Source organism: Nocardia terrae, from assembly GCF_009760405.1.
Lineage (GTDB): Bacteria > Actinomycetota > Actinomycetes > Mycobacteriales > Mycobacteriaceae > Nocardia > Nocardia terrae.
Genome location: NZ_WRPP01000006.1, coordinates 547382 through 571916 on the forward strand (window position 1 = coordinate 547382; position 24535 = coordinate 571916).

The 24535-nt window shown below is 67.0% G+C and carries 22 protein-coding genes and 1 pseudogene; 18 read left to right on the forward strand and 5 right to left on the reverse strand.

What is annotated here, in order from left to right; all coding sequences use genetic code 11:
* Positions 1 to 3: 3 nt before the first annotated feature.
* Entirely contained in the window at positions 4 to 1794 is a 1791-nt protein-coding gene (locus GPX89_RS30440) for a nitrite/sulfite reductase (RefSeq protein WP_157391101.1), read from the reverse strand.
* A gap of 119 nt (positions 1795 to 1913) precedes the next feature.
* Positions 1914 to 2006, reverse strand: a complete 93-nt coding sequence (locus GPX89_RS46315; RefSeq protein WP_354835468.1) for an Ms4527A family Cys-rich leader peptide — start codon at positions 2004 to 2006, stop codon at positions 1914 to 1916.
* 373 nt (positions 2007 to 2379) lie between these two features.
* On the opposite strand from GPX89_RS46315, the gene GPX89_RS30445 reads away from it, so the two are divergent.
* The 8 genes from GPX89_RS30445 (at position 2380) to GPX89_RS30480 (ending at position 12835) form a co-directional block, all read left to right on the forward strand.
* Positions 2380 to 2667, forward strand: a complete 288-nt coding sequence (locus GPX89_RS30445) for a hypothetical protein (RefSeq protein WP_157391102.1) — start codon at positions 2380 to 2382, stop codon at positions 2665 to 2667.
* Positions 2664 to 3020 (forward strand): hypothetical protein, encoded by a 357-nt coding sequence (locus tag GPX89_RS30450; RefSeq protein ID WP_157391103.1) that lies wholly within the window; start codon positions 2664 to 2666, stop codon positions 3018 to 3020. The genes GPX89_RS30445 and GPX89_RS30450 overlap by 4 nt, the downstream gene beginning before the upstream one ends.
* Positions 3021 to 3025: 5 nt before the next feature.
* Positions 3026 to 4987, forward strand: a complete 1962-nt coding sequence (locus GPX89_RS30455; RefSeq protein ID WP_157391104.1) for a hypothetical protein — start codon at positions 3026 to 3028, stop codon at positions 4985 to 4987.
* 67 nt (positions 4988 to 5054) lie between these two features.
* On the forward strand, positions 5055 to 5429 hold the full coding sequence (locus GPX89_RS30460) for a YbaB/EbfC family nucleoid-associated protein (RefSeq protein WP_157391105.1): 375 nt from the start codon (positions 5055 to 5057) through the stop codon (positions 5427 to 5429).
* The gene (locus tag GPX89_RS30465; RefSeq protein ID WP_157391106.1) at positions 5426 to 5761 is read left to right on the forward strand and encodes a WXG100 family type VII secretion target; all 336 of its coding nucleotides are present in this window, start codon (positions 5426 to 5428) and stop codon (positions 5759 to 5761) included. The genes GPX89_RS30460 and GPX89_RS30465 overlap by 4 nt, the downstream gene beginning before the upstream one ends.
* A gap of 13 nt (positions 5762 to 5774) precedes the next feature.
* Positions 5775 to 11318, forward strand: coding sequence for a toxin glutamine deamidase domain-containing protein (locus tag GPX89_RS30470; RefSeq protein ID WP_157391107.1), 5544 nt, complete (start codon positions 5775 to 5777; stop codon positions 11316 to 11318).
* Entirely contained in the window at positions 11299 to 11940 is a 642-nt protein-coding gene (locus GPX89_RS30475; protein WP_157391108.1) for a pentapeptide repeat-containing protein, read from the forward strand. The genes GPX89_RS30470 and GPX89_RS30475 overlap by 20 nt, the downstream gene beginning before the upstream one ends.
* 127 nt (positions 11941 to 12067) lie before the next feature.
* Positions 12068 to 12835, forward strand: coding sequence for a DUF6585 family protein (locus GPX89_RS30480; protein WP_328602481.1), 768 nt, complete (start codon positions 12068 to 12070; stop codon positions 12833 to 12835).
* Here GPX89_RS30480 and GPX89_RS30485 read toward each other — a convergent pair.
* A complete protein-coding gene (locus GPX89_RS30485) occupies positions 12825 to 13667 on the reverse strand; it encodes an immunity 49 family protein (RefSeq protein ID WP_157391110.1) in 843 nt (280 codons plus the stop codon). The genes GPX89_RS30480 and GPX89_RS30485 overlap by 11 nt on opposite strands.
* Positions 13668 to 13786: 119 nt before the next feature.
* Complete coding sequence (locus GPX89_RS30490) at positions 13787 to 13987, reverse strand: hypothetical protein (RefSeq protein ID WP_157391111.1); 201 nt, start codon at positions 13985 to 13987, stop codon at positions 13787 to 13789.
* Between the two features lie 400 nt (positions 13988 to 14387).
* On the opposite strand from GPX89_RS30490, the gene hemW reads away from it, so the two are divergent.
* The 6 genes from hemW (at position 14388) to GPX89_RS30520 (ending at position 20395) form a co-directional block, all read left to right on the forward strand.
* The gene (hemW, locus tag GPX89_RS30495) at positions 14388 to 15578 is read left to right on the forward strand and encodes a radical SAM family heme chaperone HemW (protein ID WP_328602482.1); all 1191 of its coding nucleotides are present in this window, start codon (positions 14388 to 14390) and stop codon (positions 15576 to 15578) included.
* A gap of 290 nt (positions 15579 to 15868) precedes the next feature.
* Positions 15869 to 16675, forward strand: a complete 807-nt coding sequence (locus GPX89_RS30500) for an alpha/beta fold hydrolase (protein WP_157391112.1) — start codon at positions 15869 to 15871, stop codon at positions 16673 to 16675.
* A 29-nt stretch (positions 16676 to 16704) separates the two neighbouring features.
* Entirely contained in the window at positions 16705 to 17292 is a 588-nt protein-coding gene (locus GPX89_RS30505) for a thioredoxin family protein (protein WP_157391113.1), read from the forward strand.
* Positions 17293 to 17413: 121 nt separating this feature from the next.
* Positions 17414 to 18457: a heat-inducible transcriptional repressor HrcA gene (gene hrcA / locus GPX89_RS30510; RefSeq protein WP_157391114.1), complete on the forward strand. Its 1044-nt coding sequence runs from the start codon at positions 17414 to 17416 to the stop codon at positions 18455 to 18457.
* Positions 18458 to 18492: 35 nt separating this feature from the next.
* Complete coding sequence (dnaJ, locus tag GPX89_RS30515; protein WP_328602467.1) at positions 18493 to 19650, forward strand: molecular chaperone DnaJ; 1158 nt, start codon at positions 18493 to 18495, stop codon at positions 19648 to 19650.
* 4 nt (positions 19651 to 19654) lie between these two features.
* The gene (locus GPX89_RS30520; RefSeq protein WP_157391115.1) at positions 19655 to 20395 is read left to right on the forward strand and encodes a 16S rRNA (uracil(1498)-N(3))-methyltransferase; all 741 of its coding nucleotides are present in this window, start codon (positions 19655 to 19657) and stop codon (positions 20393 to 20395) included.
* Here the strand turns inward: GPX89_RS30520 and GPX89_RS30525 are convergent.
* A complete protein-coding gene (locus GPX89_RS30525; RefSeq protein ID WP_157391116.1) occupies positions 20379 to 20924 on the reverse strand; it encodes a hypothetical protein in 546 nt (181 codons plus the stop codon). The two genes, GPX89_RS30520 and GPX89_RS30525, sit on opposite strands and share 17 nt — an antisense overlap.
* A gap of 232 nt (positions 20925 to 21156) precedes the next feature.
* On the opposite strand from GPX89_RS30525, the gene GPX89_RS30530 reads away from it, so the two are divergent.
* From GPX89_RS30530 to GPX89_RS30545, 4 genes and pseudogenes are all read left to right on the forward strand, one after another.
* Positions 21157 to 22227 carry a PhoH family protein gene (locus GPX89_RS30530; RefSeq protein ID WP_328602483.1) on the forward strand — a complete coding sequence of 357 codons (1071 nt, stop codon included), beginning with the start codon at positions 21157 to 21159 and terminating at the stop codon, positions 22225 to 22227.
* Positions 22228 to 22249: 22 nt separating this feature from the next.
* Positions 22250 to 22807 carry an rRNA maturation RNase YbeY gene (ybeY, locus tag GPX89_RS30535; protein WP_326307067.1) on the forward strand — a complete coding sequence of 186 codons (558 nt, stop codon included), beginning with the start codon at positions 22250 to 22252 and terminating at the stop codon, positions 22805 to 22807.
* The gene (locus GPX89_RS30540) at positions 22804 to 24129 is read left to right on the forward strand and encodes a hemolysin family protein (RefSeq protein WP_328602468.1); all 1326 of its coding nucleotides are present in this window, start codon (positions 22804 to 22806) and stop codon (positions 24127 to 24129) included. Before ybeY ends, GPX89_RS30540 begins: the two co-directional genes overlap by 4 nt.
* A pseudogene (locus GPX89_RS30545) lies at positions 24122 to 24439 on the forward strand (cytidine deaminase); the annotation flags it as partial. The gene GPX89_RS30540 and the pseudogene GPX89_RS30545, both read left to right, overlap by 8 nt.
* Positions 24440 to 24535 lie beyond the last annotated feature (96 nt).

A 24535-nucleotide genomic window follows, 5' to 3' on the forward strand; every position in this document is an offset into this window, starting at 1 on the left:
TAACTACCGCAGGTCTGCTTCGTCGGCGCGAACGGCCCACTGCGCGAAACGCTCACCCTCGTCCCGGTTCTTGACGAAGTTGCGGACCACGCGCTCGATGTAGTCGCCGACTTCCTCGCCGGTGACCTTGTGCTGGCGCAGCTTCCGGCCGAACGCGGAGTCGAAGCCGAGGCTGCCTCCGAGGTGAACCTGGAAGCCCTCGATCTGATTCCCGTCACCGTCGTCGACGAGCTGGCCCTTGAAGCCGATGTCGGCGATCTGCGAACGACCGCAGGAGTTGGGGCAGCCGTTGATGTTGATGGTGATCGGCACGTCGAGCTCGGCATTGATGTCGGCCAGCCGCTTCTCCAGCTCCGGAGCCAGCGCCTGGGACCGCTTGCGGGTCTCGGTGAACGACAGCTTGCAGAACTCGATACCGCTGCAGGCGAGCAGGTTTCGCCGCCAGTGCGACGGACGCCCGTGCAGGCCCAGCGGTTCGAGCTCCTCGATCAGCTGCTCGACCTTGTCATCGGGCACGTCGAGCACGATGAGCTTCTGGTACGGGGTGAAACGGACGCGGTCGGAACCGGCCCGCTCGATGGCTTCGGCGGCCTTGGTCAGGATGGTGCCCGACACGCGACCGGCGATGGGGGAGAAGCCGATCGCGTTCAGCCCGTTGCGCAGTTTCTGCACGCCGATGTGGTCGATGGGCCGCTTGGGCTGCTCGGGCGCCGGGCCGTCGATCAGCTTCCGCTTCAGGTACTCGGTCTCGAGCACCTCGCGGAACTTCTCGATGCCCCAGTCCTTCACGAGGAACTTCAGGCGCGCCTTGGTGCGCAGGCGGCGGTAGCCGTAATCGCGGAACAGCGAGACGACCGCCTCCCACACGTCCGGCACCTCGGCCAGCGGCACCCACACGCCGACGCGCTGCGCCAGCATCGGGTTGGTGGACAGGCCGCCGCCGACCCAGAGGTCCAGGCCCGGACCGTGTTCGGGATGCACGACGCCGACGAAGGCGACGTCGTTGATCTCGTGCACCACATCCTGCTGGCCGGAGATGGCGGTCTTGAACTTGCGCGGCAGGTTGGAGTACTCCTTCTTGCCGATGTAGCGCTTCACGATCTCGTCGATGGCCCAGGTGGGATCGATGATCTCGGTGAGCGATTCACCGGCCAGCGGGGAGCCCAGCACCACGCGCGGGCAGTCGCCGCACGCCTCGGTGGTCTGCAGGCCGACCGACTCGAGCCGCCGCCAGATCTCCGGCACGTTCTCGATCTCGATCCAGTGGTACTGGATGTTCTCGCGGTCGGACAGGTCCGCGGTGTCGCGGCCGAACTCGGTGGAGATCTCGGCGAGGGTGCGCAGCTGCTTCAGGTTGAGTGCGCCGGCATCACACCGCACCCGCATCATGAAGTAGCGGGCCTCGAGGATGTCGATGTTCTCGTCGCCGGTCCAGGTGCCGTCGTAGCCCTGCTCGCGCTGGGTGTACAGGCCCCACCAGCGCATGCGGCCGCGCAGGTCGCTCTTGTCGATGGAGTCGAAACCCTGCTTCGAGTAGATGTTCTCGATGCGCGCGCGCACGTTGAGCGGGTTGTCGTCCTTCTTGCTCTGCTCGTTGGCGTTGAGCGGCTCGCGGTAGCCGAGCGCCCACTGCCCCTCCGACTTGCGCTTGACCGGACGCGCGGTGCGTTCCCGCGGCGCGACAGGCGCTTCCGAGCGCGGACGATCCGGACGCACGCGTCGCTCCGCGACAGGCTTTGCGGGCCGGGCGGAGTGAGCGTTATCGGAACTGGTGGCGTCGGTGCTCGACGTCATGGGGGTCGCTCCTGAAGGTCTTGCGGGCAGGCGGGAGGGGCTGGCTCACGCCTCCGATATCAGAGAACCGGCTCTTACAGCGTCAGAAGGACGCTGGATTCCGGGGAATGGGAGCCGATCTACCGGAGGCTTCCCGGCAGACAGCTCGCGCTGCAGACGCGCTTGAAGTCGACATGGCGACGCGCCACGAGTCGTACTCCAAGTCCAGTCATGAGGGTTATTGTGCCACGTCAGACGGGTCGTTCCGACTGCTGGATCGAATTTTCCGCAGTTTTCCGGGAAATCCCCTGGATATATGTTCCGTTTTGTGACAGGCGTCATAGATCGATCACGTTCCGATCATCGGGAAGTTGATCTCGGGTGTGATCTCGGTCGCGGGGTTCGGGGGGATTCCGGGTTGTGGCGGTGTCGCGGTCCGCGGGCCCGGTGGTGTTCTGGGCTGGGTCTGGGAGTTGAGCAACCGATCGGCTCGTTTTCGGTGTGCGAATTGCACCGCTGATCAGGGGTGCGAAGTTTCGCTGCGGTGATCGCGGGACTCGATCGTCTGCAATGATCGAGCGAACACGGAGACCATCGGGAGGGGTTGTGGACTGGACTGCCCGCATCGATGCCGTCCGAGCGGCCCATCAGGCCGCCGTCGGGCGCTTCGAGCAACACATCGAGGAGATCGACGCGGCCGCGCGGGCGGGCCTGCGGCGGCTCGGTGAGCAGTCCCGCGCCGAATCCGAGTCGGCCGAGGCGACTTCCGGGCGCGTGGTCCGGGAGGAACGCGAACGGCTGCTGCGGCAGGATGCCGTGGCGCGTCGGGGCGGGGACGTCTTCGTACTCCCGACCGATTGGACCGAGGCCGACGAGGCGAGGTGGCGCGCGTGACCGAATGGCTCAGCATGGACGCGGAAGGCGTTCGGCAGCAGGCGGATTCGTTCCGTTCGGCGGCGTCGGAGCTATCGGCGGTGGCGGGCTCCTGGAACAACATGCTCGATGCCGGGACCACCTTCCACGCCGGTGACCTCGGATACGAGTACGCCGCCGAGGCCCAGCAGCTGGTGGCGGGGTTCGGTCATGTCACCGACACCGTGAAGAAATGGTCCGCGGCTTGCGAGGCGTTCGAGAACGCGTTGCGGCACAGCGCCGACACCGTGCAGTCGTCCGACCAGCAGTTCGCGGGTGATATCGCGGGAGTCGGATTCGACGGCACTGGCGGCCTGACCATCGGCGGGAAGTGACCGGCGTGGCGGACAATTCACCGATCGGTCTGGGCTCGGGCAATGACGCTGCCTGGGTGACCGTGCACGGCAGCGGTGACGGGGCGACAGCCGTGTGGGCCGGGTACGGCGATCATGGGCCGGGGGACGTGGCCGTGGACGCGGCCGTCCGATCCGATAGCGGGGCCTACGATCCGCGCAAGGATGTCGATGAGATCCTCGCGGACGCCAAGGGCGGGCTCGAGTGGTTCAAGCTGGTCCGGGAGCGCTATTTCCTGGCAGGCGGGGCCGCCGATATCCCTGGCCTCGGGCGCGGCGGTATGGACGAGTTGTACTACCAGCAGCGCGACATGCGCATGAACAATCTGTTCGGGGCCGGACAGCGAATCCAGGACATGCTGCCCAAGATCGACCAGGCCCGCGGTGACCACCAGCAGGCCACCGCGCGGCTCGGCGGCTACTGGCAGGGGCCCACCGGAGAAACCGCGCGCACCAAGCTGTCCGGACTCGGCGACTGGTCCGATCAGACCTATGACACCGTGCAGGTCGTACCGGGTGTGCTGTCCGGCGTCGTCGACGGGGTCAAGAGTTGTGTCCAGCGCAAGGCCGACGCCTTCGCCAAGCTCGACAAAGTGCGGCACATCAATAACGTCGACATGGGCGGCGGCGACATCAACAGCAGCCACAAGGACGACGCGGCCGCCGACAGCGACGACGTCACGCTCATCATCCAGTACGCCAAGCGAGCCGGGATCGGTGACAACGCGCGGCGACGCATCCAGGTGCTCGCCGAGAACGGGGCGTTCGGGGGCGCGCGGTTGCCGCACTACATTCCCAAGGCGGCCAACGATTCCGGTGGTGCGGGTTCCACCGAGGCGGGCATGACCAAGTTCGACGATGCCGCGCAGGCGTTGTGCAAGGTTTGGACCGGGCATTTCAAGGAGAGCGTGGAAGGGTACTTCCGCGCGTACTCCACACTGTGCGAGGAGACCCATACCGCGATCAAGGAGTACCTGGGCGTGGCCACCGACGCCCTCGGCAAGGTCGGCCGGATCGAAGCGCCGCCGATGCCGAAAGATACTGGTGCGCCCGGTGGTTGGGTGCCCTCGGGCGGCGGCGATTCCACTGGCGGCGGGGGAACGCCGTCGATGCTGTCGACGAGTCCCGCGGGGGTGCTCCCGGACGCCACGGTCCCAGCGTCGGCGGTGCCTGTCGCACCCGCGACGCCTACGCCGACTTCGGGGCCGGATGTACTCTCCACCCTGAATTCCGTTGCCGGCGGCGCGGGACAGTTCATCCAGCAGGGTTTCTCACAGCTCAGCTCGACCTTGGAAGGTCTCACCAAGACCGCTTCGGTCGGGACTACTCCCAATGCCGCGGGTGAAACATCCATGGTCCCTGGGTCTTCCGCGTCGGCGGTTCCCGGCTCAACGACACCGGGTCAGCTGCTCAGCGTGAATCTTCCGGGCGGTCGTCTCGTGCTGACCCGCTCGGGCGATGAGGCGCTGACCGCCACCCTCACCACCCCGGACGGCAAGACCCAGCGCTACACCCTCGCCGTCAAGGACGGAAAGCCGGTCCTGACAGCGGAATCCGACCCGTCCACCACCGCGGCCGCCACGGAGTCCAGGTCCGGCAACGACACCGACCCCCAGAGCGCCGCCTCCCACCCGGCGCCGGTCGATGCCCATCACACGGCCACCCCGGACAACACCGTCTACCAACAGCCTTCGACCGGCCTACCCATGGGCATGGGTGCGGCGGGCGCCGCGGCCAAACCCGCCGAGAACGACTCCGCTCGCGGCAGCATCGCCCCGCCCCGGCCGCTGTGGACCGATGACCCCGGCCGTGAGGCCCGTCCTGTCCCGAGTGAGGACGAAAACCCAACGACAGCAACGCCTCCCGTGGTCCCCACTGTCCGTGCGGACGGCGTGAAGATCGAGATCGAGATGGGTGGTGACCAGCGTGGAGCAATGGGAACGCGATGAAATCCGCTCGGCCAATGACTCATTGAAGGCGGCCCTGGGATCCGCACAGGCCGATTTCGATCGGGAAATGGCTGAGATCGGCGACATTCACGCCAAGCTGGCCGCATTGAAGGTGCACGCGACCACCCCGAACGGCCTCGCCCGCATCACCGTGAACGCCTCCGGCATGGTCACCGAGATCACTATCGCCGACGACGCCTTCCAGCGGTGCACACCGAAACAGCTGACGGCCGAACTGAACACGACGATCCGCGGCGGCGTCGAGGCCGCTGCGCAGGCTCGCGCCCAGGTCATGCAGCCGGTGCAGGCGATCGTCGACGGGATGGCGGATCTGAGCGACATCATTCCGGGCGCGCCGAACCTGAAGGAACTGCGCGAACAGTTCGCGCCGTCGACCCTGCCGCCGGTCGCGGACGAATCCGCCGGAAAGGCCGATCGATGAGCAAACTGTGGTCGGACCCCGAACGATTGCACGCCGTCGCACCGCGATTCGAGCAGCTCGGCGAGGAAGTGAACACCGCGCTCGAGACGTTGAAGAGCGGTATCGACGCCGAAGGTCGCTGCTGGGGTGGCGACGCGCCCGGCAAGTCGTTCGAGGCGAAGTATCCGCAGGGTGACACGGACGGCGGTGTGGGGCAGGCGCTTTCGCGTCTTTCCCAGCTCATGACCCTGCTGAAGGGCACCGGCGACCGGGTCAGCACCGTCGCGACGGGCCTGCAGACCCAGGACAAGGCGAATGCCGATCCGCTGATCGCCAAGCAGGGCGAGGTCTGACCGGGGTGGCTTCATGACGTTGACGCGCCCCCCGGTCCCCGGCATCCTGCTGGATTTCCTGGCCGGGCATTGGCCCGAAGGCGACGAGGACGCCATGCGCCGCCTCGCCGAACACTGGTCCACCATGTCGAGCTCCCTGCAGGCGCTGCAGCAGCCCGCGGAGGCGTCGATGAACGACGCGCTCTCCGCCATCGACGGTCACATCCACGACGCCATGACCACCTACTGGCAGGAGATCGCCGGCGGGGACGCGGGCGAGCTGGCGAAACTCATCGCCATCTGCGACAGCTTCGACTCCCAGCTCGAACACGGCGCCACCGACGTCGAATTCGCCAAGTACACCATCTACGGTGCGCTGATCGTCATGGTCGCCATGCTGGCTGTGCCTTTCGGCGGGATCGCGGATCTGGCGGGGCTCGCGGCGGTGAAACTGCTCATCCGGCAAACGATCATCAAGCTGATCGGTCGCCTCGCCTTCAAGGGAAGCACTGCACTCGCGGAACGCGCCGTCCTCAAAATGGCCACGAGCCTCGCGGAAAAGGCGGCTCTCAGACTGGCACTCAGCGTCGGAAAGAACGCGGCCATCGGCGCCGGGATAGGTAGCGGCATCGACCTGGGTGCCCAAGGCGTACAGGTTGCCCAGGGCCACCGTGACGGCATCGATTGGGGCCAGGTCGGCACCTCCGCCGGTGCCGGAGCCCTGGCAGGCGGGATCGCCGGCCCGATTGCCGAAGGCATCGCCCCCGCGGTCGGCAAGCTCGGCGGGATCACCGCCCCGATGGCCGACAAAATCGGAACGGTGTTCGGCGACAAGGCCGCAGGCATCACCACCGCCGCCGTCAGCCTGACCGGCCAAGGCGTCGCCCAAATCCCCGGCAACCTCGTCGGCAACGCCGCCGCCTCCACCACCCTCTCCGCCGCCACCGGCCAACCCGTCGACTTCACCCACGTCACCGACGGCGCGGGCGGCGGCTTCCTCGGCAAACCCCATGGCGGAGCGCATCCCGGCGAAGTCGCCGCCATCAGCGAAACAGGCGGGGCCCCAGCCGCATCCGTCCTGCCCGCACATGGCTCAGCCGATGTGGTCCTGCCGAATCACGCCCAGGTGGACGCGGCGTCGCCGAACCATGTCCCAGCTGATGCGGTCCTGCCGAACTCGGGCGCGCATGGGGGTGACTCGACAACCCTGGCAGCTTCGGCTGCCGCCCCCGCCGATCCTGGCACCTCCCTTGGTGCACAACCACATTCGCCGGTTGAACCCGCTGCCACCCCAGGAAGCCCGGACCCCGCGCCACACGGCGGTGCAGGTCCCACCTCGGGTCCCGGCCACCCCGTCCCGGCCGCTCCGACCCCGTCCGGCCCGACGCTGGTCGATCGCGCCCCGTCCGGTCCGGTCGCACCCGGCGTGACCGCATCCGCACCATCGGTCACCGACCGCCCCGTCCCGTCTCACGGAACCCAGACGCCCGCAACAACTTCGGTGCCCAACGATCGCGCCCTCGCCGCGCCGGCGAGTGATCGCGCACCGGCCGCGACACCGGGTGATCGGGGTTTGCCGTCGGCGACGCGGGCCGCTTTCCCAGGTGATCGCGCGGTGCCCGTCCTCAACACCGGCGATCGCCTGCCGGTTCCACCGTCGAGCAACCACCCGTCGGAGACACCGCTGGGTGACCATGTGTCGTCGCCCGGATCCATTCCCGACAACATTCGACACACGTCCGGCACCTCGGCGGACGGCGTCTTGTCGAAGTCGGAAATACCTGGTGGAGAAGGTCATCCGCAGCAACGGGCCGACAACCGCGTCGCCGATTTCGGTTCCCCCGCCGGACCCGTCCATCCCGGGGCGGAACCGCCACGGCACGAACCCTCCGCCCTGCCCGTCCCGGGCAATGCCGCCGACCGCTACTGGCCGAAGCTCCCGGTCGAAGACAAGCCCTATTTCGCCAACCCCGCCTACCACGACCCGGCAGTCGCCCACGAGTATGCCCAGCACCACCCCGGTTCCGCGGAGGCGCGAGACATCCGCGCCCGCAACGCCGCCCAGCATCCAGAACTGGGCCGTCTCTCCGACCCGGAGATCGACCTCATTCGCCGCAACCAGTACATGACGTTGAACGAGCCGCTGAACCGTGCGGCTCGCGACGGTGAATCCGCGCTGCTTGCCCGGCACGACCTGGAGTTACGTGCGCTGGTCAACGCTTACAACAAGCTGCCGGACCATCAGGGCGTCGTCTTCCGCTCGTTGCGCATCGACGACCCCGCACAGCTCAGTAGGTTCCTCGACTACTACGACCCGAATCGTCCAGGTCCGGTGACAGTCGATCCGGGTTTCGCGTCGTCGGACAAGTCGGCGTCGATGGCCGGCGGCAACATCGAACTGGTCATCAAATCTCAGTCCGGCAAGGACATCTCGTGGGCCAGCCTGAACCAGGACGAGGTCGTCTTCGCGCCCGGCACCCGATTCCTTGTGGAGGGCCGGTCATTCGAGCCGGGCACCCGCCCGTACGAGGACAAGTACGTCATCAACCTGATCGATCTCGGAAGGGGTCACGATGCCTATCAGTCCGGAGGAGATGCGGCGCATCGCCTTGGAGAAACTCGGCCCGACGCTGAAGCAATCCAGGAACACCCCCGAGTACCGCGAGATCATGGCGGAGATGGACGCCCGCAGAGCGGAACTGAACGCCCAGGGCCGCCCCGAACCGACCGAGGAACAGAAGAAGATCTGGCAAGCCTGGGGCGAGGCGGAACTGCGGAAGATCGCACGGGAGACCGGGGATCCCACGGAGTAACCCCCCACCCCGCGCCCAACCGCGAGCTGCCCGAGCCGACACCGGACCGCCTCCTGTCGCACCCGGCACCCGACCATGTTCAGCCGGATCAGTCGATCCCACCGCGGCCATCCTGGCCGACCCCCGCACCCGAAGTTCCTGCGCCGCAGCAGATAACCCCTGATCCGGTCGCTCCGCGCTCGATCACTCCCGAGCACGCCGCGCCCGAGACGCCGGTGCAGCCCGTTCCGGATCGCGGTCCGACCCCCGGCCAGGCGTCTCCCTACCCCGCGCCGCAGCAGTCCCCGCAGCACGCCGACGCGGCATGGCTCCACAACCGAGCCCCCGAGTCGCTCACCCAGCCGCACACCCCGGCCCCGCCACGTCCGGAACCGGTACCGCCCCATCGAGGCCAGCCCGATCACCCTGCGCCCGAACACGCTGCCCACCAACGCGATCCGCAGCCCACTCACCCCCTGGACTCGATTCTCCCGTCTTGGCCCCGAGACTCGGTGAACCAGGCAAACGCCGTCCGCCAATGGCGCGACACCTACCGCCCCCACCCTCCCGAAAACGGCCGCACAACCCCCGTCCGCCCCGACCAAACCCCCACGGCCCCACCCACCTTCGACTTCTCCCGCCACACGGACATCCCCGGCGCCCCCATCGCCATGGTCCGAGTCAAGGTCGCCATCACCCACGACGGCACCCTCACCCCCGACCAACTACTGAAGGTCTGGGAAAAAGCCCAACTGGCAACCGACATCACCTTCAACCGAGGCCAAAAACTCCTCTCCGGCGACACCCTCGTCCTCGACCTGGTCCCCGCCCCCGACCCCACCACCGCCAACCTCCACCTCCACCTCACCAACACCCCCGGCCCTTGGCACCCCGACGCCCCGCTAGCCGCCACAGCCCGCGAACTCCGCACCCACCTCGGCCTCGACCCGACCCAAAACATGGCCCCCCTAACCCATCTCGAACTCCGCCACGTGAGCGACGACATTGCCGCGGCGAACACACCGGCGCGGTTCCGGGGTTTGGATGGGACTCGGGCTTATCGGCCGAAGAGTCTGAGTACGCTCGAGGATCCCGTGTATCAACATGCGGTCCGTGATGCATTGCGAGACGGTAATCGGTTCCTGATCGGAGCGGATCCGCGGACGAATCCGTACGGCGTTCTCATCAATGATGGTGGCCCACATCAACTCGGACGGTCGAACGACTGTGTGGACAATGCCCTCGCGGCTCTTGCGTCGTTCCACGGTGATCCGCAAGTCGCCATGCCGCGATGGCCGGACCTGAAGGAGAATGGCACAGTCGACACGATTTCGGGTGAGGCAAACGGCTCGATGCGCGCCGCGAGATTTCTCGGCGGCAAGTGGGAGGGCGTATCGCCAACCGACGCTCCGATCGAGAAGCAGTTCGCTGATCTGCATGAGCGTATGACGAAGCTGGGGCCGGGCTCGTCGGCGTACGTCATCAATGGCTGGCATGCCAAGGACGGCGTGACCGGTGAATTCCTGTACGAGCCCAACGGTTCACCGGTGATTCGCAGCAGCCATGCCACCGTCGTCGTCTATCCGCACGACGCGAAGGGGCCGGTGTGGTGGGACCCGCAGCAAGCCCGCATGACCGATCACCCGCCCCAGCAAATGGTCGATCGCTCAGCGGGTTTGGCGTACATGATCACCCCGGACGAACGAGGAGGAGCGCATGCCCCAGATCCACACCCGGGAACGAGCCGCCGAGTACCTGAATCAGATCTTCCAGTCCAACCGGGAATGGGAGATCCACCAAATCGCGAACGGCTGGATCTGCATCAGGATACCGACGCCCGAGGAGATGGCAGCGGGCCAGGATCTGGGCCAAGCCGTCCTGGTGATCGATTCGGAGACCGGGAGGGTACTGCAGTACCCGAGTATCTCGACCCCGGACGTCGAGGAGGATTACACCCTCAGCAAGCAGACCGGCCGACAACCGATGGCCGCCCAGATCTTCCCGTACCGGGAGCGGATAACGATGCACCGAACCCGGGAGACTCCGGAAATGATCGAGTACCGCATCCGAATCGATTCTCTGACCGAACCTCCTTCCCCGCCAACGGAATACCGGGTAACGATCACCAAACATCCCCTGTCGTACACTCCGACCGGCTGGATCCCGGCGCGCGTGACGTCCTGGGCGGAGTTCCAGAATCGCCAGACCGGAGCCTGGCCGGAACAGGGGACGTTCGAGCAGTAGCCGGTGACGCCGCATCTACGTCTCTGCACGCTGAGTCCGGGCCACGCCACGAGTTGACGGTGGACGAGCGTACTGATCATTGGCGACATCTCGAGCAGCTCGAGCATCGATACCCCGACGACTTCGATGGGCTGCAACGGGATCCGGACAAGAACGGCGGCATCTCCGACTCATCCAAAGATGAGGCTCGGGTCGGTCTCGACCTGCGTGAGCAGGGCCGGTTGCCGGACGATATTCGACGCCCGGCCGGTGCTAGTCAGGGAGAATTCGAATCGCCTGGGACGAGGCGATTCTTCGATATCAAAGGCCTGCACTCGGATTGGCCTCCCTTCAATAACGTGCGCGATAAGTCGCAACCGTTCAAGGGGGCATATGATCCAGCTCGCAGGGATCTGTGGAGGCAGAAACTCCATTGGCAGATCAAGGATTTGAAGCGGACTGTGATCATTGATACGAGAAATGCCAATCAGGCCGCGATCGACGATGTGAGGCGCATTGTCGAGGAGAATGGATGGGAAGCGAATGTCATCTGGTATCCGTGATCATTGGTCTCCTCGCGCATGGCCGTCGGATGCTGCGGCGGCGGATCGGCTGCGAGGCTGGTTGAAGGATGGCGGTAAAGCTGGGCTCGATGCGGTCGGCCTCGATTTCCGGGATGCCGATCTGTCTGGCGGAGACTTTTCCGAATCCTGGTTCACCGAGGCGAACCTGACAGGCGTAAAGCTTGTCGGCGCGGAGTTCTATCGAGCGGACCTCCAGTTTGCCGAGTTGACTCGTGCGGACTTGACGGATGCTTCGTTGGTGCGAGCCAACTTCGACGATGCCGTTTTGGCAGGTGCGACACTGGACGGTGCCGATCTCACCAGCGCATCGATGTACGGAGTCGATGCGGGCGGCAGTTCGCTGAAGGGAGCACTCCTTCGCGGCACGTCGCTGCTTCGTGTCGACCTTCGTGGCGCAGACCTTTCCGGCGCCATCGTCGAAGAGATCGGCTTCAAAGTGCTCGTGGATGCGGATACCACCGTGAATCTCATGCGGGGGACACTTTTCGGGCCGATCGAGTTGCACTCGACGGCCGGTGTCGTCGAACTGGCCGGCAAAGAAATGGAAGCCTGGATGCGTGCGCGAGGTGCAGATGTTTGCGTCCTCGAGCCCCGGGGGTAACGGCGAAGTGTGATCGAAGAACTGTCCGGGGTGCCACTGCGAAGAATGAGCCCGGTCAACAACTTTTCGACAAGAGGAGAATGCGGTCGTGGCGGTTCGTGGTGGGGCCGAGGATCCAGTGCTGTTGGTGCAGATTGGGGAGGCTGCGGAGCGGGCAGGGTTGGGGACACATCGCGCGGGGTACCTCTCGAGGCGATCGAATTCGGAGAAGGGGGCTATCCGGACCGGCGTGATCGCAGCAGTTCTGACGCCGCTGGCTGTCATCGGGTATGCGGCGAAAACGGGGTGGGCAGACTTCGTGGCGATGGGAGCGACAGTTTTCGCTGCGTTGTTCGTGCTTACCGGACTCGGGAGTTTGCGCTATCGCGGCAGGAATCGGGCAGTGCGACTCGATCTGTTCGAGAGCGGGTTTGTAGCCACCCGAGGTGAGGGGTTGCGTGTGGTGAGATATGCGAATACTGCTGTGCGACAGAGGATTGTGCACTACGTGCGAACGAATGAGACGTACTACAGATATTGGGTCACCGATATCAATGGTGCGACCTTGCTGCTGCGGGAGAACTTCGTCGATCCGCAGCAGTGGGGTCCGGCAATCCAGGTCGGGGTGACCGATGTGCAGTGGCCCGATGTGTGGGCCGATCTGGAATCCGGTCGGCGCGTGGAGTTCGGCTCATTGTGGTTGAGCAACACCGAGATCGGTTCGGATCGGTACTCCGAGCCTTGGGCTGAGATCAAGCAGATCAAGATTGCTCCGAACAGGATCCGGATAGACGTCGAAGGCAAACCGGGCCTCCCCGGTCCGGCGACCGAAACTGTTCCCAACGTCTACCTTTTCCGGGCGGTAGCGGACCGGTTGTGCTCGATTCACGGTCGCGCGGGTGTGGTTACCCAGTGACGCGGGCTCGGGCGGATTCGAGGAGGCTCAGTTCGTCGGCTAGTTCTTGGGAGTGGAACCAGTCGGGGCGGTCTATGAAACCCGGTGGGAGGTAGGGGGATTGGATGGGGGTGCGGTAGCCGAGGTCTCGAGCCCAGCAGGTTAGGGCCAGGAGGGGGAGGGAGAGGACGGCTTCGGGGTCGTGGGACCAGGTGGGGGTGTCGAAGAAGGTGCGGTGGAGGTGGAGGGCTTGGGTCAGTTGGCGGTCGAAGCCTTCGGAGTCGCCGTCGGATAGGTGGGCGAAGAGGTCTATGGCGGGGCGGGTCAGGAGGGCGGTGACGTGGTCGGCGCCCAGTCGGGTGGTGGTGTCGAGGGCTCGGGTGGATTGGTAGACGGTTTTCGGGCCGAAGCGCCAGGCGGCTTGGAGGAGGCGGACCCATTCGTAGTGGAAGTCGTCGAAGGCTCCGGCGCCGAACTCGCGGAGGCGGTCGACGGGGTATTCGGATAGCTCGCCGAGGGCGTCGAAGTCGCGGGCGATGAGGGCCCACCAGAAGGCGGCTCGCCAGCCGGAGACCTTGTCGTGGCGGTCGAAGCCGTATTCGATGCCGCTCGCGCGGAAGCGGCGGGTGATGGTCTGTTCGGTGGAGTGGGCGAAGAACCAGGTGCGGGAGCGGAGGGCGGACGGGTCGGTGATCAGCATGCGGGCCAGGACCGCGCCGTCCATCGAGCGGGAGAAGTTGGGGCCGTCGGGGCGGGCCGGCATGCGGGAGCGGTTGACGATCGGGGCGACCGAGCCCGCGTCAACTTCCCGGATCGACCTGGCGTCGATAGCGTGCCGCGGCACCTCGATCATCGGATTCCCCAATCCGTCTCAGGAGCCTCCACCCGGCTCACCGAAATCGTTTGGAATGTACCCGGATTCGCACCGGTCCGCTGAGTTCGGGATCTGCAGGCGACGCCGAGCAGACGGTGTCAGCTGCCCTGGGCCGCATCGGGTTCGAGATCGACCTTGTGCCCGGCTCGAGGCGAGCCGTCTTCATCCTGCGTGGTGCGCCGGTTGTCTTGGTCGCCCTCTTTGCCGGACCGAATTTCAATCCGCGGTGGAAACACCTGGACGATCACGGTGTCGCCTGACCGCGGCTTGTGCTTGCCGAGAACCAACTTGACCAGCATGTACACGAAAACGAGGAGTGCGATGAACGCAACGATCGTCGTCCACGCTGGGGATCCGGATATAGCTGTCCACACAACGACCCGATCTCGCAGTCGGTCCGGGGCCGGTGCTCAGGAGGCGGTGTTGGTCGGTGGATTACATATACGAATAGGTCTTCCCGGAACATGGGCGGTGCGACGCCCATGCAACGACCTGTTCGACTAGGTATCCAGCTGATCAGTGTTGCGGCGACCACTGTTCAGCAAGACAACCAGTGGCTTCAGCTTAGTGTCTGGAACCTCTGTGGCGATGTACTCGGGGGATTTTGCCGTCGCCGAAAGGCAGGTTGCCTGAGCTGCCTGCGGTGTGACTGTGGTTACTCGTCACACTGGTTGGGTGACCTCGACTGCTCCCGATCGTATCCCCGGTACTGCTGACGCGAACGTGCCGGTGCTCGGTGACTTCGGCGGGGGACCGTTCGGGATCTACGTGCACGTTCCGTTCTGTGCGACGCGGTGCGGGTACTGCGATTTCAATACCTATACGGCGGGCGAGCTGGGCAGCTCGTCCTCGCCGCAGTCCTGGTTCGAGGCGCTGCGCGGTGAACTCGCCACGGCCGCACGGGAATTCGACGCACTGCCGTCGGCGACACCGGCTGTGCAGACGGTGTTCGTGGGCGGCGGCACCCCGTCGCTGCTCGGTGGTGACGGCCTGGCCGGTGTGCTCGACGCCATCCGCGACAACTTCACTCTCGCCCCCGGCGCCGAGGTGACCACCGAGTCCAACCCCGAATCCACCTCGCCCGAATTCTTCGACCGCATTCGCGCGGCCGGATACACCCGCATCTCGCTGGGCATGCAGTCCGCCGCCCAGCACGTGCTGAAGATCCTGGACCGCACCCACACTCCGGGCCGCGCGGTGGCCGCCGCCCGCGAGGCCCGTGCCGCGGGCTTCGACCATGTGAACCTCGACCTCATCTACGGCACCCCCGGCGAAACCGACGCCGACCTCGACGCCAGCCTCGACGCCGTGCTGTCCGCGGGCGTCGACCACGTCTCCGCCTACTCCCTCATCGTCGAGGACGGCACCGCCCTGGCCCGCCGGGTTCGCCGCGGTGAACTCCCCGCCCCCGACGACGACGTGCTCGCCGCCCGCTACGAACGCCTCGACACCCGCCTCGAAGCCGCGGGCCTGCGCTGGTACGAGGTCTCCAACTGGGCCGCGACCGACGCCGCCCGCTGCCGCCACAACCTCGGCTACTGGGACGGCGGTGACTGGCTCGGCGCGGGCCCGGGCGCGCACAGCCACGTCGGCGGCGTCCGCTGGTGGAACGTGAAACATCCTGCGCGCTACGCGGATCGGGTCACCACCGGCGTCCTCCCCGCGGCGGGCTGGGAGTCGCTCACCGACGAGGAGCGCTACACCGAACGCGTCATGCTGACCGTCCGCCTCCGCACGGGCCTCCCGCTGGCCGACCTCGACGCTGCCGGGCGGGCAGCCGCCGACCGCGTCATCGCCGACGGCCTCGCCGAAATCTCCGCCGACCACCTGATCCTCACCGACCGCGGCCGCCTCCTTGCCGACGGCGTCGTCCGCGACTTGCTCGGCTGACCGCCTCGGCCGATCGTTCGTCAGCAGGTCACCGCCTGATTCCGGCGTTGCCGGTCGGAATCTCGGTGCCATCGCATCCGGCCGCGTCCATGCCGCAATGGCGAAACGACATGCTGGAACGGCGGAGCGCTCGGGCGTCGGGATGACAGAACCCATCGTGCGCGAGGTGAATTCGGGCTAGATTCGTGGGCGGAGATCTCGTGTAGTCGGCTGACGATTCGCGACGTCGGGTCGGCGGCCGTGACCCGCGCATCGGCGCGCCCGAATATCCCTCGGCCCGAGGACATCTCATGTCGAAGTCGTTCGTATCCTTCCCCGCCATCACAGCCGGACTGGCGCTCACCCTGGTCGCCCCGGCACTGGCCGCCGGACAGGCGGCCGCCGACCCCTCGCCGACGATCGTGCTCGTGCACGGCGCGTTCGCCGACGCGTCGAGCTGGGACGGCGTCGCCGCGCGGCTGCGAGACGACGGCTACCGCGTCGTCACGCCGGAGAATCCCCTGCGCGGGCCCGCGAACGACGCGGCGGCCGTGCAGCGGACCCTGGACGGCATCTCGGGTCCCGTTGTGCTGGTGGGGCATTCGTACGGCGGCACGGTGATCAGCAACGTGCACGATCCGAAGATCGAATCACTGGTCTACATAGCGGCTTTCGCGCCCACTCAGGGTGAAGCGGCGCTGCTGGAGATCAATCCGATCCAGTACCCCGGATCGCAGCTCACTCTCGCGCTGCGGCCGAAGGTGGTCGACGATCCGACGGGAGTCGCGGGCAAGAACCTGGACGCCTACGTCGATCCGGCCAGTTTCCACGATGTCTTCGCCCAGGACGTCGACCCCGCCACCGCCGCCGACATGGCTGCCCGCCAGCACTCCCTCGCCCTGTCCGCGAACCTCGAACCCTCCGGTGCCCCCTCCTGGTCCGGCACTCCCAGCTGGTATCTCGTCTCCACCGCCGACCGCGTGATTCCCCCTGCCGCGCAATGGGATATGGCCAAACGCATGGGCGCGCACGTCTCCTCGATCGACGCCTCGCACGCCGGCCTGGTCTCGCACCCGGCCGACGTGGCGGCGATGGTCGAGGCCGCCGCGACGCGCTGACATCCGCCGCCGGTCGGCGACAATGGGGTATGGCGCTCGAATCCCTCATGGTGCCGATCGGCACGCCCGCACCCGAATTCACCTTGCCGGCCGTGGACGGCACCGAGGTTTCGCTGGACAGTTTCGCCAAGGAGCCCGCGCTGCTGGTGGTGTTCCTGTCGAATCACTGTCCCTACGTTCGCCGGATCGAGAGCGGTCTCGGGGCGGTCGCCGCGGAGTTGGCCGAGCGCGGCCTGGCCACGGTCGCGATCTGCAGCAACGACACCGCCAACTATCCCGACGATGACGCCGCGCATTTGCGAGATCAAGCGCGGCGGGCCGGATTCCGCTTTCCCTATCTGATCGACGAGTCGCAGGAGGTGGCCCGGGCCTATCGGGCGGCCTGCACCCCGGATCTGTTCCTCTACGACGCCGAGCGCCGCCTGGCCTATCGCGGCCGGTTCGACGCGGCGACTCCCGGCAACGGCGAGCCCGTGGATGGCTCGTCGCTGCGCGCCGCCGTCGACCTCGTGCTCGCCGGGCAACCGGTCCCCGAACCGCACACTCCGAGCGTCGGATGCGGCATCAAGTGGAAGCAGGGCGGAACCCCGGGTGGCTGGCTCACCGCACCCCGCTGACGGGCGGTCGCGCAGCAACTTGCCAAGGGGCAACTAAACTGGAGTGGATAATCCGGGAACCACTGCGGGGAACTCGGGTGTGCACGAGGCGAACCCGAAGGCGAGCGAGGAGGTGGGGCCCATGTCGAGCACCGAACAGCGTCGGCTCGAGGTCCTGCGGGCCATCGTCGCGGACTACATCGCGACGAAGGAGCCGATCGGCTCCAAGACCCTGGTCGAGCGGCACAATCTGGGTGTGTCCAGCGCCACGGTCCGCAATGACATGGCCGTGCTGGAGGCCGAGGGCTACATCGCCCAGCCGCACACCTCCTCCGGGCGTATCCCGACCGACAAGGGCTACCGGCAGTTCGTCGACCACATCGCCGAGGTCAAGCCGCTGTCCAACGCGGAACGCCGGGCCATCATGGAATTCCTGGAGAGCGGCGTCGACCTCGACGACGTGCTGCGCCGCGGCGTCCGCCTGCTGGCCCAGCTGACCCGGCAGGTCGCCATGGTCCAGTACCCGACCGTGTCGGCCTCGACCGTGCGTCACATCGAGGTCGTGGCATTGAATCCGGCACGCCTGCTGCTGGTCGTGATCACCGACACCGGACGCGTCGACCAGCGCCTGGTCGATCTGGGCAATGTGATCAGCGAAGAAGACCTGGCCGCCCTGCGCGGCATGCTCGGCAAGGCCATGGAGGGCAAGCGCCTGGCCGCCGCCTCCGCCTCGGTCGCCGAGCTACCCGAGCACTCCCCGCCCAAACTGCGCGACGTGCTCATCCGGGTCTCGACCGTCATGGTCGAGACCCTGGTCGAGCATCCGGAGGAACGCCTCGTCCTCGGCGGCACCGCCAACCTCACCCGCAATGCCTCCGACTTCGCCGCCGGCAACGGCTTCCCCGGTTCGCTGCGCACGGTCCTCGAGGCCCTCGAGGAGCAGGTGATCGTGTTGAAGCTGCTGGCCGCGACACAGGTCCCGGGTACGGTGACGGTGCAGATCGGCGAGGAAACCAAGCTCGAGCAGATGCGGGGAACGGCCGTGGTGTCCACCGGTTACGGGATGCCCGGTACGGTGCTCGGAGGTATGGGGGTATTGGGGCCGACCCGCATGGACTACCCGGGGACCATTGCCTCGGTGGCGGCCGTCGCCCGATACATCGGTGAAGTGCTCGCCGAACGGTGAGCAAGTACGAGACGAAACAGGACTAGAGAGCGCACGTGGCACGGGACTACTACGCACTGCTCGGCGTCGCACGCAACGCGACCGACCAGGAGATCAAGCGCGCCTACCGCAAGTTGGCGCGTGAACTGCATCCCGACGTCAATCCGGAGCCGGAGGCCCAGGAGAAGTTCCGTGAGGTCTCCAGCGCCTACGAGGTGCTGTCGGACCCGGAGAAGCGACGCATCGTCGACCTCGGCGGCGACCCGCTGGAGTCCGGCGGCGGCATGGGCGGCGGCTTCTCGGGCGCCGGCTTCGGCGGCCTCGGCGACGTGTTCGAAGCCTTCTTCGGCGGCATGAACGCCTCCGGCGGCGGCGCGCGCAAGCCGCGCGGCCGCGTGCAGCCGGGCGCGGACTCGCTGCTGCGCACGCGACTGTCGTTGCAGGAGTGCGCCGTCGGCGTCACCAAGCACCTGACCGTCGACACCGCCATCCTCTGCGACCTGTGCCAGGGCGCGGGCACCAACGGCAACTCCAAGCCGGTGCGCTGCGAGACCTGTGGCGGCGCGGGCGAGGTGCAGACCGTGCAGAGGTCCTTCCTCGGCCAGGTCATGACGTCGCGGCCCTGCCCCACCTGCCGTGGCGCGGGCGAGACCATCCCCGACCCCTGCCGCAAGTGCGGCGGCGACGGCCGCGTGCGCTCGCGCCGCGAGATCGCCGCGCCGATTCCGGCCGGTGTCGCCAACGGCATGCGGGTGCGGCTGGCCGCGCAGGGCGAGGTCGGCCCGGGCGGCGGTCCCGCCGGTGACCTGTACGTCGAGATCGTCGAACAGCCCCACGACACCTTCGTGCGCGACGGCGACGACCTGCACTGCACGATCCGCGTCCCCATGGTCGACGCCGCGCTCGGCACCACCGTGGTCATCGACACCATCCTCGACGGCCCGGTCGAGCTCACCATCCCCGCGGGCACCCAGCCCGGCGAGGCGTCGGTGCTGCGCGGCCACGGCATGCCCAAGCTGCGCGCCAACTCGCGCGGCGACCTGATCGCGCACCTCGACATCGTGGTGCCGACCAAGCTGGACGCCAAGCAGTCCGACCTGCTGCGGAAGTACAAGGGCATGCGCGTCAACGAGCACACCGAGGTCATGACCGCCCAGTCCGAGCACAACTCGGGCCTGTTCGCGCGCCTGCGCGCGTCCTTCAGCGGACGCTGATCCGTTGGCCGCCACCGTCTTCTACCTCGACGACATCCCCGAACCCGGGGCGACCGCGGTCCTGGACGGCCCCGAGGGCCGCCACGCCGCCACGGTCCGCCGTATCCGGGTCGGGGAACCCATCACCCTCTCCGACGGGCACGGGATCCTCGCCGACTCGGAAGTGGTTGCGGCCGCCAAGGATCGCCTCGAACTGAAGGTCCTGTCCAAGCGGGTGGCCGAACCCTGGACGCCGCAGGTGACGGTGGTCCAAGCCCTCCCGAAGTCCGACCGCTCCGAACTCGCGGTCGAGCTGATGACCGAGGCGGGCGCCGACGCCATCGTCCCCTGGCAGGCGCTGCGCTGCGTCTCCAACTGGGAAGCCAAGGCCCGCAAGGGCGTCGAGAAGTGGCGCGCCGCGGCGAAGCAGGCCGCCCGCCAGTCCCGCCGCGCCTACATCCCGGACGTGGCGGAGCTGCACACCACCCGCGAACTGCTCGAGTTGGTCCGCACCGCAAAGGCGAACGGCGCTGTGGTCGCAGCTCTCCACGAGTCCGGCGAATCCCGTTTGACCGAACTGTCTTTCGACGGCGTCCCCGAAGTCATCCTCATCGTCGGCCCCGAAGGCGGCCTCGACGACTCCGAACTGAAGTCCCTCACCGAAGCCGGAGCCGACGCAGTTCTCTTGGGCCCCACGGTCCTTCGCACCTCCACGGCCGCCGCCGTCGCCCTCGGAGCCCTGGGCGCACTCACTCCTCGCTGGTAGCCGCGCTCCGCCAGCGATCGAACGCCCCGGACAGCAGGAGCACAGGCCCGAGGACGAGCAGAGCCAAGGCCGGCTTCACATGGACGAGGGTCTTGACGGGCAGGTTCTCCTCCAGCCATGCGGATGACCACTTCTGGTTTCCGTAAACCGATTCCGCCACCGCGAATCCGATGGCCAGGTCGAGCATGAGGCAGAGGGTCTCGGCCAGCGCCAACGCGATCAGCCACTGCCCGATCCGAATCGGTCGCAGTACTGCGCCTTCTGGAAGCAGGAACTGCACCGCGTCGTCGGAGAGCAGGCCCAGGACCAGCAGCACCGTCGCGCCGACGACCATCAGCGGCACCACCGGCGCTCCCATGCGGCCGAGTTCGAGCAGCGTGAATGCCTTGCGCTTCAAACCGTCGATCGAGAACAGCGGTGTAAAGGTGCCGACCAGGATCGCCACGGCGCCCAGGGCGATCCTGATTCGCCCCGCGGTCGGGTACTCGCGCTTCCGCTGACGTCGTAGCGGTATCCAGGATTCCGACACGGCCGGAGTCTACGGTCGGGTTCCGGCATCGCCCGGGTACGCCACGGAATGGATTCGGGGGTGCGGCAGTTGCATGACGCTGGATCGTTTCGCCTGTTGGTAGCGGCTTATTCACTGGGCTGTGTCAGTGGGCGGCGGTAAACTTCTGTCAACGAAAGCGGCATCGAGACCGGAAAGCAGGCCATAGTCACTTTTGAGAAACCCAGGCGAAATCGGCGATCAGAGCACTCCCATTGCCGGCATCGGGGCCGGCGTCAACGGGTCCGGACCGGCGGGGCGGACCGTTCGTTCCAGCATCGAATTGGCACCGGAGTCGGTGTTCGGTTTCCTGGGTTCGGCTGACGAGAACCTGCGTGAACTCGAGCGCCTCCTGGATGCCGACATCCACGTCCGCGGCAATTCCGTCACGCTGACCGGCAAGCCCGCCGATGTCGCGCTGGCGGAGCGGGTGGTGGCCCAGCTGGTCGCGCTCACCGCGCGCAACCGGGTGGTCACGCCCGAGGCGGTCCGGCACACCTATTCCATGCTCACCGAGGGTTCCTCGGATTCCCCGGCGGAAGTGCTGAGCCTGGACATCCTGTCCCGGCGCGGCAAGACCATCCGGCCCAAGACCCTCAACCAGAAGCGCTATGTCGACGCCATCGACGCGCACACCATCGTCTTCGGTGTGGGCCCGGCCGGTACCGGCAAGACGTATCTGGCCATGGCCAAGGCCGTGCAGGCGTTGCAGACCAAGCAGGTCAACCGCATCATCCTGACTCGGCCCGCGGTCGAGGCGGGTGAGCGGCTGGGCTTCCTGCCGGGCACGCTGAACGAGAAGATCGACCCGTACCTACGCCCGCTCTACGACGCCCTGCACGACATGATGGATCCGGAGGCGATCCCGAAGCTCATGCAGGCCGGTGTCATCGAGGTCGCGCCGCTGGCCTACATGCGTGGCCGCACCCTGAATGATTCGTTCATCATTCTGGACGAGGCGCAGAACACCACGGCCGAGCAGATGAAGATGTTCCTCACCCGGCTGGGCTTCGGCTCCAAGATCGTGGTGACGGGTGACATCACCCAGGTCGATCTGCCCAACAACTCGAGATCGGGTCTGCGGGCGGCGACGGAGATTCTGCACGGCATCGATGACATCCATATCGCGGAGCTCACCAGCGCCGATGTGGTCCGCCATCGGCTGGTCGGGGAGATCGTCGACGCGTACGAACGGTTCGAGGCGGAGTCGCGTCCGCCCGCGGCTGTCCACTATCCGGGCAACCGGGCGCAGCGACGTGCCGCGAGCCGGGGAGACCGGCACTGAGCTCGCCAACTACGCTGTTCGGGTGAGCATCGAGATCGCCAACGAATCGGGTATCGAGGTATCCGAAGAAGAACTGGTCAGCGTCGCGCGCTTCGTGATCGGGCAGATGGACGTCCATCCGGCGGCGGAGCTGTCGATGGTGCTGGTCGATCTCGACACCATGGCGGATCTGCACATGCGCTGGATGGACCTACCGGGTCCGACCGACGTCATGTCCTTCCCGATGGACGAGCTGGAGCCGGGCGGGCGGCCCGATGCCGCCGAGCCCGGCCCCTCCATGCTCGGCGATATCGTGCTCTGCCCGGAGTTCGCGGCCCAGCAGGCCGAGAAGGCCGGGCACTCCATGGATCACGAGCTGGCGCTGCTGACCGTGCACGGCGTCCTGCACCTGCTCGGCTACGACCATGCCGAGCCGGAGGAGGAGAAGGAGATGTTCGCGCTCCAGGCCTCCCTGCTGGAGGGCTGGTACGAGCATGTCCGCCAGGAAATGCGCCGTGCCGAACTGGCCGACCGCGATCAGCAGCTGCTGGGCAAGACCGGATTCACCGATTCGACCGGTGATCCGCTGGGCCCGGCGTGAATTCATTCGTTCTGCTCCTGCTGGCGATCGTCCTGGTCCCGGCGGGCGGCGTCTTCGCGGCGCTGGATTCCGCGCTGAACACCATTTCGCCCGCGCGCGTGGACGATCTGGTGCGCGCGGATCGGACCGGGGCGGCGCGGCTGGCGCGCATCATCGCCGATCGGCCGCGGTACGTGAATCTCATGGTGCTGCTGCGCCTTACGTGCGAGATCACGGCGACCGTGCTGCTGGCGGCGGTGCTCATGGACTGGCTGGACGAGGCCGCGGCGCTGTTGATCACCGCGGCGGTCATGGTGCTGGTCGACTATCTGGTGATCGGTGTCGGGCCGCGCACGCTGGGCCGCCAGCACGCGTATTCGCTGTCGCTGGGCGCGTCGCTGCCGCTGCAGGCCATCGGCTCGCTGCTGGGCCCGATCAGCAGGCTGCTGATCCTGATCGGTAATGCGATCACCCCCGGTAAGGGATTTCGCAACGGCCCCTTCGCTTCCGAGATCGAGCTGCGCGAGGTGGTGGATCTGGCGGGGGAGCGCGGTGTGGTGGACGCCGACGAGCGCCGCATGATCCAGTCGGTGTTCGAACTCGACACCACTCCCGCGCGCGAGGTCATGGTGCCGCGCACCGAGATGGTGTGGATCGAGGCGGAAAAGACTGCGGCGCAAGCGATGTCGCTGGCCGTGCGATCCGGGCACTCGCGGGTGCCGGTGGTGGGTGAGAACGTCGACGACATTCTCGGCGTCGTCTACCTCAAAGACCTTGTCCCGTACGCGGATCGCAGCCGCAAGGTGAAGGTGCGGCAGGTGATGCGCCCGGCCGTGTTCATGCCCGACTCCAAGCCGCTGGACGCGCTGCTCGACGAAATGCAGCGCCGCAGAAACCATATGGCGCTGCTGGTCGACGAATACGGCGGTATCGCCGGGCTGGTCACCATCGAGGACATCCTCGAGGAAATCGTGGGCGAGATCGCCGATGAGTACGACAAGGACGAGATCGCGCCGATCGAGAAGATCGGCCACGGCCGCTACCGGGTCTCGGCGCGCCTGCCGGTGGACGATCTGGGCGAGCTGTTCGACATGGAGATCGAGGACGAGGACGTCGACACCGTCGGCGGCCTGCTCGCGCACGCGCTGGGCCGCGTGCCGCTGCCCGGTTCCAAGGCCGTCATCCACGGCCTGCAATTGAAGGGGGAGGGCGGGGCCGACGCGCGGGGCCGCATGCGCATCCACACCGTGGTGGTGCGCAAGGCCCCCGAGAAGACGAGAAACGAGTCCGCCGAACACGAGCCGGTCGGCGGCGCGCACGAGGATGGAGAGGCCGATGATTGAACTGGACGCCGAGGACAGCAAGCTGGCGGTCCTCGCTCGTGGCGCCATGGGACGGACCGGCGGCAACGGCGGTGCGGCCGTGCGCGATACCGACGGGCGCACCTACGCGGCCGGGACCGTGGAGCTGTCGGCGCTGAAGCTGACCGCCTTGCAGGCGGCGGTGGCGGCCGCGATCTCCAGTGGCGCTGAGGGTTTCGAGGCGGCCGTGGTGGTCGCGGGCAAGTTCTCCGATCTCGGCGTCTCGGCGGTGCGTGAGGTATCGCCTTCCGCGCGAATCATTTTCGGCGATGCCAAGGGCGCGGTGTTCGACGTGCTGGAGGCGTCCGACAGCTACGGCGTTGAGAATCCCATCGCCGCGCAGGGGCCCGAGGCGGGGGAAGTCCCGGCGGCGCTCGACATCGCTACC

Bases quoted from the DNA above. Each gene is read 5' to 3' on its own strand.
- GPX89_RS30475 (WP_157391108.1), top strand. From the start codon at position 11,299: ATGTCATCTGGTATCCGTGATCATTGGTCTCCTCGCGCATGGCCGTCG.
- GPX89_RS30470 (WP_157391107.1), top strand. From the start codon at position 5,775: ATGACGTTGACGCGCCCCCCGGTCCCCGGCATCCTGCTGGATTTCCTG.
- GPX89_RS30465 (WP_157391106.1), top strand. From the start codon at position 5,426: ATGAGCAAACTGTGGTCGGACCCCGAACGATTGCACGCCGTCGCACCG.
- GPX89_RS46315 (WP_354835468.1), bottom strand. From the start codon at position 2,006: ATGACTGGACTTGGAGTACGACTCGTGGCGCGTCGCCATGTCGACTTC.
- GPX89_RS30505 (WP_157391113.1), top strand. From the start codon at position 16,705: ATGGCGCTCGAATCCCTCATGGTGCCGATCGGCACGCCCGCACCCGAA.
- hrcA (WP_157391114.1), top strand. From the start codon at position 17,414: ATGTCGAGCACCGAACAGCGTCGGCTCGAGGTCCTGCGGGCCATCGTC.
- GPX89_RS30500 (WP_157391112.1), top strand. From the start codon at position 15,869: ATGTCGAAGTCGTTCGTATCCTTCCCCGCCATCACAGCCGGACTGGCG.
- GPX89_RS30485 (WP_157391110.1), bottom strand. From the start codon at position 13,667: ATGATCGAGGTGCCGCGGCACGCTATCGACGCCAGGTCGATCCGGGAA.
- GPX89_RS30490 (WP_157391111.1), bottom strand. From the start codon at position 13,987: ATGCTGGTCAAGTTGGTTCTCGGCAAGCACAAGCCGCGGTCAGGCGAC.
- GPX89_RS30440 (WP_157391101.1), bottom strand. From the start codon at position 1,794: ATGACGTCGAGCACCGACGCCACCAGTTCCGATAACGCTCACTCCGCC.
- GPX89_RS30460 (WP_157391105.1), top strand. From the start codon at position 5,055: ATGGCTGAGATCGGCGACATTCACGCCAAGCTGGCCGCATTGAAGGTG.